Origin of the sequence: Pseudomonas sp. SJZ074 (assembly GCF_007828215.1) — a bacterium.
Classification (GTDB): Bacteria; Pseudomonadota; Gammaproteobacteria; order Pseudomonadales; family Pseudomonadaceae; genus Aquipseudomonas.
This window is the reverse complement of sequence record NZ_VIUE01000005.1, coordinates 247,335-262,473: the sequence shown is the minus strand read 5'-3', so window position 1 is coordinate 262,473 and position 15,139 is coordinate 247,335. Positions and strand designations below refer to the sequence as shown.

Below are 15,139 nucleotides of genomic sequence, written 5' to 3'. Positions count from 1 at the left end.
TCCTGAGCAGAGAAGGATTTCAGCCTCAGAGCAAACCCAGTTGCTCGGCGGCGGGCTCTCTATATAACTCAGGCAAGGCCGGCAAGCCAGGCAATCGCTGCATCAGCCGGCTATGAAAACGCAGCGCCAGTTTCGCCGCCAGCAGATTGTCGGCGGTGTGCAGGAAGATGTAGGGCGTGCGCCCTTCTTCGATCCAGCCGGCGATTTTTTCCACCCAGGGCGTCAGGAATGGCTCGTTGGCCTCCAGCACCGGATGACCGATGAAGCGCACCTGCGGATATTGGGTGAAGGCCGCCGGCCGGGGTGGTACCCGCGGCTTTTTCGATTGGGCATGGAGCACGGCAGGATCGGTGGAAGTGCAACTGAACAGGGCCCGGGGATCGAGGCAGATACGCTCGACACCACGATCGAGCAGCAGGCGATTGAGTTGCCGTTCGGCATCGCCTTTGGCAAAGAACTCATCGTGACGGACCTCCACCGCCAGCGGGCGCTGCAAGGCGTCGATAAACCCCGCCAGTTCCGCTAATCGATTTGGCGTGAACGCCTTGGACAGCTGCAGCCAGAGTGGCGAAACCCGTTCGCCCAAAGGGCTGAGCAACTGCAGGAAAGTGTCGACGGCCGTCTGGTGCTCGCGCAGATCGCCGTTGTGGCTGATCTCACCGGGAAACTTGGCGGTAAAGCGAAAGTGCGCGGGCATGGTTTCGGCCCAACGCTGCACGATGGCCGCGGACGGGCTCGCGTAGAAGGTCGTGTTGCCTTCCACGGCGTTGAACACTTGGGAATACAGATTCAGGAAGTCGGAGCTTCTGGCGTCCAGGGGATAGAGATAGTCACGCCAGGCGTTTTCGCTCCAGGAGGGGCAGCCGAGGTAGTAAGACAACGCCATCAGATGTAGAGGTCGAGCCCCAGCACTTCCATATCCCAATCGACGAAGCCGGCGGTGCTCAGGTAACTGGCGAGGGCCGTGGCGACACTGCGGCTCATGGAGCGGTGGTAGAGCATGTCTTGCTGGCGAGCGGGGAGATTGCTCAAGCGCTGTGCGGAAGCTTTGGCGGCGCGGGCGGCCAGTTGCTCTTCAGACGGAAACTCCAATTCGCCATCGACGTCGTCGAAGGATTCCTGATCAGCGACCTTGCCCGTCCTGGGCCGGCGCTTGATGGGATAAGACTGCGGTGAATATCCGTCTATACGCATAACAGAATGCTCAATATCAATGATGGCAATTTAGCGGCACTTTCCCAGCCGCGCAAACGCGCAAGTGATAACTAGAACACATAAAGTCGAAAAGGTTTAAAAACCGGGCAAAAAAATGACGACTGGTGATATCAGGTGTGACTTTTTGCGGTGCAAATGACTTTTGAGGATCCCGGGAGACCTTGGATCTGGAAGCCTTTGTGGCGCGGGAGCTCCCTCGCCACAACACTGTCCGCTTGAGAGTGGGATTATCGTTCCGACTTGGGGGTAGCGACTTTATCTCGCAGGTACACCGGCTGAGCATCGTCGGCCGGGATGGCTTCGCCGCGCTCCCAAGCGAAACGGGCCAGGGCCAACAGGTCTTCGGCGTGTGGCAGCAGGCTGGCGTCCTGACCACTGAGCTTGACGGCGATGCGCTCGCCATAGCCCCAACCGGTACCGGCGCCAAACCACTCACCCGCCGCATCTGCCGGCAAAGCCGCTACTTCGGGCGGCAGCACGGCTTCGGCACCCACCAGACGCATCTCGCCAGCGATCTCGCGGTAGCAGCCCCAGTACACCTCGTCCATGCGTGCATCGATGGCTGCCGCCACCTGATGGGCGCCGTTTTCACGCAAGGCACGCTGGGCCAGCACCGCCAGGTTCGACACCGGCAACACTGGGCGCTGCAATGCGAACGCCAGCCCCTGTACGACGCCGATGGCGATGCGCACACCGGTGAAGGCCCCCGGGCCACGACCAAAGGCAATCGCATCCACAGCCTGCAAGGTAGTACCGGCATCGCTGAGCAACTGCTGGATCATCGGCAACAGTTTCTGAGCGTGCAGGCGTGGAATCACCTCGTAATGGCTCGTGACCTTGCCGTCGTGCAGCAGGGCAACGGAGCAAGCTTCAGTCGCGGTGTCCAGGGCCAGCAAGGTGCTCATCGATGTGTCCGTCAATCAGGGGAAAAAAGGGGGCGCCAGTATAAACAACTACGGCCCGCAAGCGGGCCGTAGTTGGTGCAACCGAGCAGACTTTTCAGCTCAACGCTTCAAGCACCTTGCCGGTGATCGCATCGACCGTGCCAACGCCCGGGATGTGGCTGTACTTGGGCTTGCCGCCGGTCTTGGCGGACAACTTCTGATAGAAGTCCACCAGCGGCTTGGTCTGGGAATGGTAGACCGACAGGCGATGACGCACGGTTTCTTCGGTGTCGTCCTTGCGCTGCACCAGTTCTTCACCGGTGAGGTCGTCCTTGCCAGCCACTTTCGGCGGGTTATAGACGGTGTGGTAGACGCGGCCGGAAGGCTCGTGGACGCGGCGCCCGGCGATGCGCTGGACGATCTCTTCGTCGTCGACGGCGATTTCAACGACGTGATCCAGTTCAACGCCGGCTTCCACCAGGGCTTCGGCCTGGGGAATGGTGCGTGGGAAACCGTCGAAGAGGAAGCCCTTGGCGCAGTCGGATTGAGCGATGCGATCCTTGACCAGGGCAATGATCAGGTCATCCGACACCAGGCCGCCGGCATCCATGATGCTCTTGGCCTTGATGCCCAGCTCGGTGCCGGCCTTGACCGCTGCACGCAGCATGTCGCCGGTGGAGATTTGCGGGATACCGAATTTTTCGGTGATGAACTTTGCCTGAGTACCTTTACCGGCCCCGGGAGCTCCCAGCAGAATGACGCGCATCGATGTGCTCCTCAATTTTTATATGTAAAACGCTCGGATTCGCCTCGTCGGGCCAATCTCGGAAAACTGGAATCGTGACCGCCCAAACGGCCAAAGGCTGATCAAGATACACAGCGGGCCCGACCCACACAAGCCGCCGAAAGTCGGAGGAACCGGCGTCCGGCGCGACCTTTGGAGGGGGTGGCGAGAGTCGCAACCGGGCAACAAAGTGTCGCCCGGCCGACCTGCCGCCATTTCTGCACGGCACCACCCGGCGACACCGGGCGAGCCGTTTCGAGGCGCCGCTTGAGCTTAGCCGGTGTTGCGCAATCCGGCGGCGATACCCGCCACAGACACCAGCAATGCTTGCTCCACGGGGCTGCCCTGGGCGACGTCCTGTTGCCGCGAGCGGGCCAGCAGTTCGGCCTGCAACAGGTGCAGGGGGTCGAGATAGGTGTTGCGCAGGCGAATGAATTCGAGCGTCTCTGGGCTATGTGCCAGTAGTTGAGACTGGCCGGTCAACCCCAGCACCACGGAGCAGGCCTGCGACAATAGGTCGCGTAAATGCGCACCCAAAGGTCGCAGTGCCGGCTCCACCAGACGCTCGTCGTAGGAGCGCGCAATATCGGCATCGGCCTTGGCCAGCACCATTTCCAGCATGTCGATGCGGGTACGGAAGAACGGCCACTGCTCGCGCATCTGCCCCAGCAATTGGCCCTCGCCCCGCTCCAGGGCCTTGCCCAGGGCGGTTTCCCAGCCGAGCCAGGCCGGCAGCATCAGGCGGGTCTGGGTCCAGCCGAAAATCCACGGAATCGCCCGCAGGCTTTCGATGCCACCGGCCCGGCGCTTGGCCGGCCGACTGCCCAGGGGCAAGCGTCCCAATTCCTGCTCCGGGGTGGACTGCCGGAAGTACTCGACGAACTGTGGGTTTTCCCGCACCACGGCACGGTAGGCATTGACGCCGTCGGCCGCCAGTTCGTCCATCAGGTGGCGCCATTCGGGCGTAGGTGGTGGCGGTGGGAGCAGGGTCGCTTCGAGCACGGCCGCGAGGTACAGATTGAGGTTCTGTTCGGCGATGTCCGGCAGGCCGAATTTGAAACGAATCATTTCGCCCTGCTCAGTGGTGCGGAAACGCCCCGCCACCGATCCCGGGGGCTGGGACAGAATCGCCGCGTGGGCCGGACCGCCGCCACGGCCGACCGTACCGCCACGGCCATGGAATAGCAGTAATTCGACCTGCTGCTCGCGACAGATCTCCACCAGACGTTCCTGGGCCCGATACTGTGCCCAGGCCGCCGCGGTGGTCCCCGCGTCCTTGGCCGAATCGGAATAGCCGATCATCACTTCCTGGGGCCCATGAAGGCGTGCGCGATAGCCCGGCAGCAGCAACAGCCGCTCGATCACCGGTCCAGCGTTGTCCAGATCGGCCAGGGTTTCGAACAATGGCACCACCCGCATCGGCCGCAGCACCCCGGCCTCTTTCAGCAGCAGTTGCACCGCCAGCACATCGGAAGCCGCGCCAGCCATGGAAATCACATAGGAACCCAGGGACGCCGCCGGCGCCGCCGCGACCTCCCGGCAGGTGGCCAGGACTTCCGCCGTATCGGCCGACGGCTTGAAGTTCGTCGGCAGCAATGGCCGACGATTATTCAGTTCGTCCAACAAGAAGCCGATGCGCTGCTCCTCGCTCCACTCCTCATAGCGCCCCAGCCCCAGGTAGTCGGTGATTTCAGTCATGGCCGCCGTGTGCCGGGTCGAATCCTGGCGCACGTCGAGCCGTACCAGGAATAACCCGAAGGTCACCGCGCGGCGCAGGCAATCGAGCAGCGGACCGTCGGCGATCACGCCCATGCCGCAGTCGTGCAGCGACTGGTAGCACAGCTCCAGGGGATCCAGCAGCTCGCGGTTGTCCTGCAATACATCCGCGCTCGCCGGTGTGGTGGCTTTCAAGGATGCCTGGGCCCAATTGCGCGTGGCACGCAGGCGTTCACGCAGTTGCTTGAGCACGGCACGGTAGGGTTCGGCGCTGTCGCCGGCCTGGGCACGCAAGGCCTCGCTGGCCTTCTGCATGGACAGGTCGGCGGCCAGTTGATCGACGTCGCGCAGATACAAATCCGCCGCCATCCACCGCGCCAGCAACAGCACTTCACGGGTCACCGCGGCGGTGACATTCGGATTGCCGTCGCGGTCACCGCCCATCCACGAGGCAAAGCGCACCGGCGCCGCCTCCAACGGCAGGCGCAGCCCGGTGGCGGCATGCAGGGCCTGGTCGGCCTTGCGCAGGTAATTGGGGATGGCCTGCCACAGCGAGTGCTCGATCACCGCGAAGCCCCACTTGGCCTCGTCCACGGGGGTCGGCCGGGTGCGGCGGATTTCCTCGGTGTGCCAGGCTTCGGCGATCAGCCGTTGCAGGCGCTCGTGGATCTGCGCACGCTCGGCACTGGTCTGGTCGCGGTGATCCTGGGCCGCCAGTTGCGCGGCGATGGCATCGTATTTCTGGATCAGGGTACGGCGGGCGACTTCGGTGGGGTGGGCCGTGAGCACCAGCTCGATCTCCAGGCGCCCCAGCTGCCGCGCCAGGGACTCGGCGGCATGGCCTTCGGTGCGCAACCGGGCGAGCAACTCAGGCAACACCCGCGCCTCGAATGGCGCTGGTTGCGACTCTTCGCGGCGGTGGATCAGTTGGTACTGCTCGGCAATGTTCGCCAGGTTGAGGAACTGGTTGAACGCCCGCGCCACCGGCAGCAGTTCGTCTTCGCTCAACTGGTTGAGACTGGCACTGAGTTCGGCATCCACGGAGCCGCGTCGATCGGCCTTGGCGCCCTTGCGGATCTGCTCGATCTTGTCGAGAAACCTGTCCCCGTACTGTTCGCGGATGGTATTGCCCAGCAGCTCGCCGAGCAGGTGGACATCCTCGCGCAAGCGGGCATCGATATCGGTCATCAGCAGTTCTCCAGCAAAAAAGGTCCGGACAGCTCTTGGGTGAGACGTTCACAAGAGAGTGCCGATGCCAGTCACGTATGACAAGCGACGAAGGGTCTTTAAACCTTGTCGGACGAAGACAGCCACTCGTCAAAAAAAGAACGTCTTTGCGAAGCAGGACACTAGTCTCAACAGTAAGCCACACGACGGCTTGTCACTCACCGCACCTGCCACGAGCAGGTTTAATGAGGCCATCATGAAAATCCGTGAGCTTGCCCAGCATTGGGAAGAGAACGCCAAGGGCCACCTGACCCAGACCGGCTACACCATTCACCTGGACATGGAAGCCGCCGCGCGCCTCGCCGCGATCTGCGACATGTACCCCAAGCGCCAGCCCGAGGAACTGCTGGGCGAACTGATCGGGGCTGCCCTGGAGGAATTGGAAGCGAGTTTCCCGTACATCAAGGGCTCCCAAGTGGTCGCCACCGATGAGGAAGGCGACCCGCTGTATGAAGACGTCGGCCCGACGCCGCGTTTCCTCGCCCTGTCCCGGCGTCATTTGCATCAACTCAGTTCACAGAACGACGAGTCCAAGCACTGATCCCTCCTCCCCCTGTTCCAGCGCCATGAGCGGCGCTGGAATACCGCTGCGCGCCAGGAAAGTTCAGCCTTTTTTGCGCCTGACCAATCAGTCAGCAATGCTTTTTGGCGATTGGCCATCTTTGCTGAACTTTTGAAAAACGCCTCGGGTCACACCGAGTAACCATACTGGAACGATTGTTTAAATAAACGCGCCTGGCACCAGCATCTAAACGGACGTCAAGGCTTCGGTTCCGGCATGGATTTGTAGTTTCCCAGGAGTTTTCCAATGGAGTTGAAGCCTATGAATACCTGCACTGCCAAACCCTCATTCAATGGCCTGCGTGGTCTGAAGTTGGCTGCCCTGGCCATCGGAAGCAGCTTCATCCTCGCAGGATGCGCCGGCAATCCCCCTTCGGAGCAGTACGCAGTCACGCAATCGGCCGTCAACAGCGCGGTCAGCGCCGGCGGTACCGAATTCGCCGCGGTGGAAATGAAGTCGGCTCAGGACAAACTCAAGCAAGCCGAGCTGGCCATGCACGACAAGAAATACGACGAAGCCAAGCGTCTGGCCGAACAGGCCGAGTGGGACGCCCGCGTCGCCGAACGCAAGGCCCAGGCCGCCAAGGCCGAACAGGCACTCAAGGATTCCCAGAAAGGGGTTCAGGAACTGCGTCAGGAAGGCATGAACAAGGTTCAGTAAGCCGTTCACGCCACGACGTACTTCTCATCGATAAAAGGACGACAGACTATGATGCACAAACATTTGATGATGCCCGCCCTGCTCGCTGCCTGCGTAGCCCTGGCCGCTTGCTCCCACGATCCGAACGTCAACCTGGAACAGGCCCGCACCAACTACAACGGCCTGCAGGCCAACCCGGCAGCGACCAAGGTGGCCGCGCTGGAAACCAAGGACGCCGCCGATTTCCTGGCCAAGGCCGACAAGGCTTACCTGGACCGGGAAGACGAAGCCAAGGTCGATCAATTGGCCTACCTGACCAACCAGCGTGTCGAAGTGGCCAAGCAGACCATTGCCCTGCGTACCGCTGAGATGGAGTTGAAAAACGCCGGCGACGAACGCGCCCGTGCCTTGCTCGACGCCCGCAACGCGCAGATCAAGCAACTGCAGGACAGCCTCAACGCCAAGCAGACCGAACGCGGTACCCTGGTGACCTTCGGTGACGTGCTGTTTGCCACCAACAAGTCCGATCTGCGTTCCAGCGGCTTGGCCAACGTGAATAAGCTGGCGCAGTTCCTCCAGGAAAACCCTGACCGCAAGGTGATCGTCGAAGGCTACACCGACAGCACCGGTTCGGATTCCTACAACCAATCGCTGTCCGAACGCCGCGCCAGCTCCGTGCGCACCGCCCTGGTGAACATGGGTGTCGATCCGAGTCGCATCATGATCCAGGGTTATGGCAAGGAATTCCCGGTGGCCGACAACAACAGCGTTTCGGGTCGGGCCATGAACCGTCGGGTGGAAGTCACCATCTCCAACGACAACCAACCAGTAGCACCACGCTCGAGCATGAGCGCCAACTGATCGATCAGGCAATAGAAACAGCCCCGCTTGATTCGCTCAGGCGGGGCTCTTTATCGAACGAACACTTTCCCCTGTGGGGCGAGCCTGCTCGCGATGGCGTCAGTTCAGCCAGTCATGCATCGGCTGACACTCCGCCATCGCGAGCAGGCTCGCTCCCACAGGGATCATCGAAATTCATGGCATCACGGCTGAAGCTTCTGCGGCGTCTCCTGCCCCATGCACCGCACCGCGCGTTTCTTGTCATTGATCAGCACGCCCGTCAGGCCTTTCTGTTCGGTGTCGAACAGCACCAGCACGCCATCGATGCACTGGGCCACCTGGGACGCCGGCTCCAGGGAAACCTTGTAGTCTTCGCCCGGCATGGTCTTGAGCATGGTGAACTCATTGAGCAACAGCGCATCCTCGGGCTTGGCGAAGTGCAGGTAACCGTAGTACCACAGCACCGCGACGGTGCCGAGGATGCTGCAGATACCGGTGATGATCAGGGGGATGGCGTTGCGTTCTTCGCTCATTGCGGGCTCTCTGGAGATTCAGCGGGTGATTTCGGGTAATTCGGGACTTCGCCGAGGCGGCGCAGCCCGTCGAAGTGTTGCGGATCGTCGAGGTAGCGCAACATCACGGTGCGCCAGACCGGGTCGGCGAACGTCTGCACGTGCCCGCCACGGGTCAGTTGCAGGACCCGCGGCGGCGGCGCAGCTTGATACAGGCGGATACCGTTGGAAAGAGGCACGATGGGATCGTCGAGGCTGTGGTAGATCAATTTCGGCACGCCATTCAATTGCGCGATGGAGCCGATGGCGCTGTCACCGTCAGGCACCAGCCAGGACAAGGGTACCTGGAAGGCCCAGGTCAGCCACGACGTGCTCAGGGCAAAGCGTCCAACATCGCGATAGCTGGCGGGCACGCCGTCGAGTACCAGGGCCTTGAGTTGCTGCTGGCGCTGCGGGTGATCGACCAGGTAATGCACCGCCAGCGCGCCACCCAGGCTTTGGCCGAGCAGCACCAACGGCTTGCCTTGAACCTCCGGCGCCTGGTCGAGCCATTTGAATGCCGTATCGAGGTCCTGGTAGATCGCCGGCAGGCTCGCTTCGCCTTCGGACAAGCCATAACCGCGATAGTCCACCATCAGCACCTGATAACCCTGCTCCGGCAGCCACCAGCTACCGCCCAAGTGCCAGGCGAGGTTGCCGCCGTTACCGTGAAGGTGCAGCACCGTACCCCTGACCTCGACCCCCTGCTTGACCGGCAGCCACCAGCCGTGGAGCTTCAAGCCATCGGTGGTGAGCAGGGTGACGTCACGGTATTCGAGTCGCGCCCGCTCCGGGGTGAAGGGCTGGCCGCGCTCGGGGTAGAACAACAGCGAACTGCAGCCGCCAAGGGCCAGTAGCAGGCAAATGATGCCGAGGGTTCGCATCCGGTGAACCTCGCATAAATTTGAAGTTGAAGCACAGTCCCTGTGGGAGCGGGCTTGCTCGCGAAGGCGTCGGGTCAGCAACTTACCGGGTGACTGACATACCGCCTTCGCGAGCAAGCTCGCTCCCACGGGGGTCGGTGTTGGTCAAAGGATATTGGAATAATCCGCTTCGATCCGGTCCAGGCTCAGATGGTTCAGGAAGTTCGAGAAACACATCCAGGCCGACAGTGCGTTCATGTCACGGAACTGGTCGGGCAGATATTTGGGTGGCACCACCAGGCCTTCGTCCACCAGTTGCCGCAGGGTACGCATATCCTCCAGGGTGGTCTTGCCGCAGAACAGCAGCGGCACCTGCTCCAGTTTGCCTTTACGCACGGCCAACTGAATGTAGTTGTAAACCATGATGAAGCCCTTGAGGTAGGACAAGTCTTTGGTAAATGGCAGACCGTTCGGCACCGAGCCACGGAAAACCCGGCTGGCATTGCCGTAGCTTTCGGCCATTTCAAAGCCCTGCTCGCGGAAGAACTCGAAGACCTGCAGGAAGTCGGCCCCTTCCTCCACCATATGGATGGCGCGGGTGCGGTTGGTGAGCTTGCGCAGGCGACTCGGGTAGGAGGCAAATGTGATGATCTCCATCAGGATCGCCAGGCCTTCCTGGGTCACGGTGGACGAGGGCGGGCCCTTGGACAGGAACGTGCAGATCGGCTGATTCAAGCCGTTGAGGGTCGTACCGACGTGCACCAGCCCTTCATGGACCTCCAGGGCCCGCACGTCCCGTTCATTGAACATCGCATCGGCGCGAATCTTGATGTAGTCGGCACCCGCCGCCGCATCCGCGACGATCCCGTCGGACTCGAACACCCGAATGGTTTCCTCGGCTTCGCCAAAGACCCGGTTGAGGCGGTGCTGCAGCAGGCCGACCGCTTCCTTGGCGCTAAGGACTTTGGGCTCGTCCTTCAAATCGCCACGGCCATCGATGTTGTTCAGATAGTCGGACAGCATCAGGCCCAGGTCGGACAGGGTCGGGTCGCCGGCATGGAAGGCGTCGGAGGCGGCGCCGTAGAGCTCCTGGGAAATCAGCCCGAAGTCCTCGGTGCCGCGCGCTTCGAGCATGCGCACCACCATGCGGTATTCCTTGCACATGCGACGCATGATCTGGCCGACCGGGTTGAACTGCCCGAGCTGACGGGTAATGTCGCGCTCGATGTTCTGGAACTCCAGCTTGACCTTGCTGGAATCGAAAGACAGCGGTCGGTTGAGGTAATAATCACGGTCTACGGCAGGCGGTTCCTTGCCCTTGGCCTTGAGAAACCCTTTGCGGATGTTCTCGTCCCATTTCACCGCGTCGAGAATGCGAATCGGCGTTTGCGCCAGCACTATGCGATCGGACAAGGTGCGTATCGTCTGCTGGTAATCGTCCACCCGGAACTCCTGTGAAAAACGTCCACTCGTTGCTGTTATCGATGCCTGAGTCTATTGGGCTTTGAGCCGCTGGTAACGCACGGCTTCCGAGAACACATCGGAATTGGCCGGATCGTCCAGGTAACTGAAGACCTTGCTCATGTCGCTGTCCACCAAGACCCCGTCGCCCTCCTCGCTCCGGTTCGGCTGGCCGCTGAGGATTTTCTGGCCGATGGCCTGGTTGATCTGTTCCATGTCCAGGTTGTAGACCACCAGTTCCTGCTTGTCGGTCAGTTCGAAACCAGCGATCACGAAATGCCCACCGTACCGGGCCGGTACCTTGGCCGACAGGTACCAGCGGCTGCCGTGACGGGAAACGGTCAGAGGAATGGCTTCCCGCTCCTGGGGCCTGGCCCTGAAATAACTGATGGCCTGGTAGCGGTGCCTGCCGACTTTCGTCAGTTCCAGGTTCAGCGGCTCGCCCCAGGCGTTGGTACTGGTCCAGTGGCCGAGCAAGCCCTTGGGCGCGACCTCGGCGTCGGGCAACGGCGCCTTGAAGGACACCAGGCAGCCGCTGAGCAGCAGCAACGACACGGCCATTACAACGGCACGCCAGGCTTTCATTGGAACTCCCTATGGCATATGGCAGCTTTGTCCTTTGTGGTGAGGGGATTTATCCCCGCTGGGCTGCGCAGCAGACCCAAACCCTTCAACGCGGTCTACCTGACGCACCGAGTTGTTGGGTTTCAGGGCCGCTACGCGCCCCAGCGGGGATGAATCCCCTCGCCACAGGGACTGTGGTGTCCCTTAACGGGTTACACCGACGCCAATACCAAGTGCATGTAGCGGGTCAAAATGCCGAGCATGTCTTCACCGCCGACAGGCTCGGTACCATTGAGCAAGCCCTGATATTCCATCCGTCCGATAATCGCCGTCAACACTTTGGCATCCTGTTGCGGCTCGCGGGAGCCCAACACCTGGAAAAACTGACAGGTGCCGTGCAGCAGGATCTGCTGGTGCGAGCGCACCAGTTCCGCCAGACGCGGGTTGAGCAGCGCTTCCTGGCGGAAGGCCTGCTCGGCCATCAGGTAGTCGCGGCGGCTGTCCAGTTGATGCTGCACGTAGTCAGCAGTCATCCGGGCAATGTCATCGGCCAGTTGCGAACGGGATTCGGGGCTGCCGTCGCCGTACGCGACCATTTCCCGCAGCAAGCCTTCGTTGTTGGTCCATAGCTTGGCCATGAACGCCGCGCTGCGTTCCACGTACTGGGCGAAGGTATCGGTGAGCAGGTCATCGATGTCCTTGAAATAATACGTAGTGGCCGACAACGGCACGCCCGCTTCGGCGGCCACAGCCCGGTGTCGCACGGCTCGCACACCATCGCGCACCACAATGCGCATGGCCGCATCGAGAATCTCCTGGCGACGCTGTTCACTGCCCTGTCGGCTCGCCTTGCGGCCCTGGTACTGAACACTTTCAGCGACTGCAGTGGCGACGCCCGCTGCACCTTCTGGAGACATTGCACGATTCACGACAGGTCTTTCCTCGCTATTTCAAAAGTAACCAATTGATACGTTTGTACCAGACAGGCAATAAAAAACCGCCCTTCCAGGCGGTTTTTTAATTGAAACACTTACGCTTGAGGCCGCATGTGCGGGAAGAGGATCACATCCCGGATCGACGGTGAGTTGGTCAGCAACATCACCAGGCGATCGATACCGATCCCTTCGCCGGCCGTGGGCGGCATGCCGTACTCCAGGGCGCGCACGAAATCGGCGTCGTAGTGCATGGCTTCGTCGTCGCCGGCGTCCTTGTCGGCCACCTGGGCCATGAAGCGCTCGGCCTGGTCCTCGGCGTCATTGAGCTCGGAGTAGGCGTTGGCGATTTCGCGGCCGCCGATGAACAACTCGAAGCGGTCGGTCACGTTCGGGTTATCGTCGTTGCGGCGAGCCAGCGGCGACACTTCGAACGGGTATTGGGTAATGAAGTGCGGCTGCTCCAGCTTGTGCTCCACCAGCTCTTCGAAAATCATCACCTGCAACTTGCCCAGGCCTTCGAAGCCGAGCACCTTGGCACCGGCCTTCTTGGCGATGGCGCGGGCCTTGTCGATGTCGTTGAGGTCATCGGCGGTGATTTCAGGGTTGTATTTGAGGATCGAATCGAACACCGACAGGCGAGCGAACGGCTCACCGAAGTGGAACACCTTGTCGCCGTACGGCACGTTGGTAGTCCCGAGAACAAGCTGCGCCAGCTCGCGGAACAGCTCCTCGGTCAGGTCCATGTTGTCTTCGTAGTCGGCGTAGGCCTGGTAGAACTCGAGCATGGTGAACTCGGGGTTGTGCCGGGTCGAAACGCCTTCGTTACGGAAGTTGCGGTTGATCTCGAAGACTTTTTCAAACCCGCCGACCACCAGCCGCTTGAGGTACAGCTCCGGCGCGATGCGCAGGAACATTTCCATGTCCAGGGCGTTGTGGTGGGTTTCGAACGGCTTGGCCGCCGCGCCGCCGGGAATGGTCTGCAGCATCGGCGTCTCGACTTCCAGGAAGTCACGCTTCATCAGGAAGCTGCGGATGTGGGCGATCACTTGGGAGCGCACGCGGAACGTCTGGCGCACGTCTTCGTTGACGATCAGGTCGACGTAGCGCTGGCGGTAGCGCTGCTCGGTGTCGGTCAGGCCGTGATGCTTGTCCGGCAACGGGCGCAGGGATTTGGTCAGCAGGCGCACGCTGGTCATTTCGACGTACAAGTCACCCTTGCCGGAACGGGCCAGGGTGCCTTCGGCGGCAATGATGTCGCCCAGGTCCCAGGTCTTGACGGCGGCCAGGGTTTCTTCCGGCAGGGTCTTGCGGTTGACGTAGACCTGGATGCGACCGGTCATGTCCTGGATCACCAGGAACGAACCACGGTCGAGCATGATACGACCGGCCACCTTGACTGGAATCGCCGCCTCGGCCAGCTCTTCCTTGGTCTTGTCCGCGTACTTCTTCTGCAGGGCGTCGCAGTAGGCGTCGCGGCGGAAGTCGTTGGGGAAGGCCTGGCCCTTGTTGCGCTCGGCAGCAAGCTTTTCCTTGCGCAGGGCGATCAGGGAGTTTTCTTCCTGTTGCAGGGCTTGCGGGTCGAGTTCTAGGTCGCTCATGTCTTTAAGGATTCCATCACAGGTTCGTTGCCCCTGGCTCCGGGGCCAGAGTTTGCCGACGGGCCGCGCTTTCGCAAAAGCGTGCCCGCCTGCCGCATGGGTGTCGCGTTACAGCCCTTGTTTGAGGCTCGCTTCCAGATATTCGTCGATGTCGCCGTCCAGCACCTTGTCGCAGTCACTGCGTTCGATGTTGGTGCGCAGGTCCTTGATGCGCGAGGCATCGAGCACATAGGAACGGATCTGGTGACCCCAACCGATGTCGGACTTGCTGTCTTCCAGGGCCTGGGACGCCGCGTTGCGCTTCTGGATCTCCTGCTCGTACAAGCGGGCCCGAAGCATTTTCATCGCGGTGTCTTTGTTGGCGTGCTGGGACCGTTCGTTCTGGCAACTGACCACGGTGTTGGTCGGTACGTGGGTGATCCGTACCGCCGAGTCGGTGGTGTTGACGTGCTGACCACCGGCGCCCGAGGAGCGGTAGGTGTCGATGCGCAGGTCTGCCGGGTTGATCTCGATTTCCACCTTGTCGTCGATCTCGGGGGAAACGAACACCGCCGAGAACGAGGTGTGGCGACGGTTGCCGGAGTCGAACGGGCTCTTGCGCACCAGACGATGCACACCGATCTCGGTACGCAGCCAGCCAAAGGCGTATTCACCCTTGATGTGCACGGTGGCGCCCTTGATCCCGGCGACTTCGCCGGCCGACAGCTCCATGATGGTCGCGTCGAAGCCACGTTTGTCGGCCCAGCGCAGGTACATGCGCAGCAGGATGTTGGCCCAGTCCTGGGCTTCGGTGCCACCAGAACCGGCCTGGATGTCCAGGTAGGCGTTGTTCATGTCCATCTCGCCGCTGAACATGCGGCGGAACTCCAGCTTGGCCAGGGCCTCGTCCAGGCGTGTCAGCTCGGCGACCACGTCACCGACCGCGCCTTCGTCGTTTTCTTCGACAGCCATGTCCAGCAGGTCGCGGCAATCGGCCAGGCCACTGGACAATTCGTCCAGGGTTTCGACGATCTGTGCCAGCGCAGAGCGCTCACGGCCCAGCTCCTGGGCGTACTCAGGTTTGTTCCAGACACTCGGATCTTCAAGCTCGCGGTTGACCTCGGTCAGACGCTCATGCTTTTGATCGTAGTCAAAGATACCCCCGAATAGTTTCGGAGCGCTCGGACAGGTCCTTGATGGTGTTCAGGATCGGGTTGATTTCCATGACGGGCAGCACTCATTGGCGAACTTTTGAAAGCCGGCGAGTATAACGTAATCAAGCGCCAGCGGCAGCCCGCCTGGCGGCTTGAGGGGGTAATGA

General features: G+C 61.5%; 15 protein-coding genes. 3 read left to right on the top strand and 12 right to left on the bottom strand.

The genetic code is table 11. The annotated features are described in order from the left end of the window. Positions 1 to 25: 25 nt before the first annotated feature. The 5 genes from FBX99_RS09215 to ppc form a co-directional block, all read right to left on the bottom strand. On the bottom strand, positions 26 to 886 hold the full coding sequence (locus FBX99_RS09215) for a DUF72 domain-containing protein (protein ID WP_144923329.1): 861 nt from the start codon (positions 884 to 886) through the stop codon (positions 26 to 28). Further along, positions 886 to 1,194, bottom strand: a complete 309-nt coding sequence (locus tag FBX99_RS09210) for a hypothetical protein (RefSeq protein WP_024778986.1) — start codon at positions 1,192 to 1,194, stop codon at positions 886 to 888. The genes FBX99_RS09215 and FBX99_RS09210 overlap by 1 nt, the downstream gene beginning before the upstream one ends. A 248-nt stretch (positions 1,195 to 1,442) precedes the next feature. After that, positions 1,443 to 2,120, bottom strand: a complete 678-nt coding sequence (tsaB, locus tag FBX99_RS09205; RefSeq protein WP_144923326.1) for a tRNA (adenosine(37)-N6)-threonylcarbamoyltransferase complex dimerization subunit type 1 TsaB — start codon at positions 2,118 to 2,120, stop codon at positions 1,443 to 1,445. A gap of 94 nt (positions 2,121 to 2,214) precedes the next feature. Then, the gene (adk, locus tag FBX99_RS09200; RefSeq protein WP_041024798.1) at positions 2,215 to 2,865 is read right to left on the bottom strand and encodes an adenylate kinase; all 651 of its coding nucleotides are present in this window, start codon (positions 2,863 to 2,865) and stop codon (positions 2,215 to 2,217) included. 291 nt (positions 2,866 to 3,156) lie between these two features. Beyond that, positions 3,157 to 5,787, bottom strand: a complete 2,631-nt coding sequence (ppc, locus tag FBX99_RS09195; RefSeq protein ID WP_145131291.1) for a phosphoenolpyruvate carboxylase — start codon at positions 5,785 to 5,787, stop codon at positions 3,157 to 3,159. 235 nt (positions 5,788 to 6,022) lie between these two features. On the opposite strand from ppc, the gene FBX99_RS09190 reads away from it, so the two are divergent. The 3 genes from FBX99_RS09190 to FBX99_RS09180 all read left to right on the top strand — a co-directional run bounded on the left by FBX99_RS09190 (position 6,023) and on the right by FBX99_RS09180 (position 7,888). Then, the gene (locus FBX99_RS09190; protein ID WP_145131289.1) at positions 6,023 to 6,367 is read left to right on the top strand and encodes a pilin assembly protein; all 345 of its coding nucleotides are present in this window, start codon (positions 6,023 to 6,025) and stop codon (positions 6,365 to 6,367) included. A gap of 267 nt (positions 6,368 to 6,634) precedes the next feature. Continuing rightward, positions 6,635 to 7,048: a DUF4398 domain-containing protein gene (locus FBX99_RS09185; protein ID WP_047702094.1), complete on the top strand. Its 414-nt coding sequence runs from the start codon at positions 6,635 to 6,637 to the stop codon at positions 7,046 to 7,048. A gap of 51 nt (positions 7,049 to 7,099) precedes the next feature. Further along, positions 7,100 to 7,888, top strand: coding sequence for an OmpA family protein (locus tag FBX99_RS09180; protein WP_144923485.1), 789 nt, complete (start codon positions 7,100 to 7,102; stop codon positions 7,886 to 7,888). Positions 7,889 to 8,070: 182 nt separating this feature from the next. On the opposite strand, the gene FBX99_RS09175 is transcribed toward FBX99_RS09180, so the two are convergent. From FBX99_RS09175 to prfB, 7 genes are all read right to left on the bottom strand, one after another. After that, on the bottom strand, positions 8,071 to 8,400 hold the full coding sequence (locus FBX99_RS09175; RefSeq protein WP_144923305.1) for a hypothetical protein: 330 nt from the start codon (positions 8,398 to 8,400) through the stop codon (positions 8,071 to 8,073). Continuing rightward, positions 8,397 to 9,302, bottom strand: a complete 906-nt coding sequence (locus FBX99_RS09170) for an alpha/beta hydrolase (RefSeq protein ID WP_145131287.1) — start codon at positions 9,300 to 9,302, stop codon at positions 8,397 to 8,399. Before FBX99_RS09170 ends, FBX99_RS09175 begins: the two co-directional genes overlap by 4 nt. A gap of 144 nt (positions 9,303 to 9,446) precedes the next feature. Further along, positions 9,447 to 10,724, bottom strand: a complete 1,278-nt coding sequence (locus tag FBX99_RS09165) for a flavohemoglobin expression-modulating QEGLA motif protein (protein WP_047702097.1) — start codon at positions 10,722 to 10,724, stop codon at positions 9,447 to 9,449. A gap of 51 nt (positions 10,725 to 10,775) precedes the next feature. Continuing rightward, entirely contained in the window at positions 10,776 to 11,327 is a 552-nt protein-coding gene (locus FBX99_RS09160) for a hypothetical protein (RefSeq protein WP_145131285.1), read from the bottom strand. Between the two features lie 191 nt (positions 11,328 to 11,518). Next, positions 11,519 to 12,223, bottom strand: coding sequence for a TetR/AcrR family transcriptional regulator (locus FBX99_RS09155; protein ID WP_371921392.1), 705 nt, complete (start codon positions 12,221 to 12,223; stop codon positions 11,519 to 11,521). A gap of 113 nt (positions 12,224 to 12,336) precedes the next feature. Next, positions 12,337 to 13,839 carry a lysine--tRNA ligase gene (lysS, locus tag FBX99_RS09150; protein WP_144923293.1) on the bottom strand — a complete coding sequence of 501 codons (1,503 nt, stop codon included), beginning with the start codon at positions 13,837 to 13,839 and terminating at the stop codon, positions 12,337 to 12,339. Positions 13,840 to 13,947: 108 nt separating this feature from the next. Continuing rightward, positions 13,948 to 15,043 (bottom strand): peptide chain release factor 2 gene (gene prfB / locus FBX99_RS09145; RefSeq protein ID WP_139646090.1). Its coding sequence is split into 2 segments (ribosomal slippage): positions 13,948 to 14,970 and positions 14,972 to 15,043, totalling 1,095 coding nucleotides; the frame shifts between segments, so codons are not numbered across the junction. Positions 15,044 to 15,139: the final 96 nt, after the last annotated feature.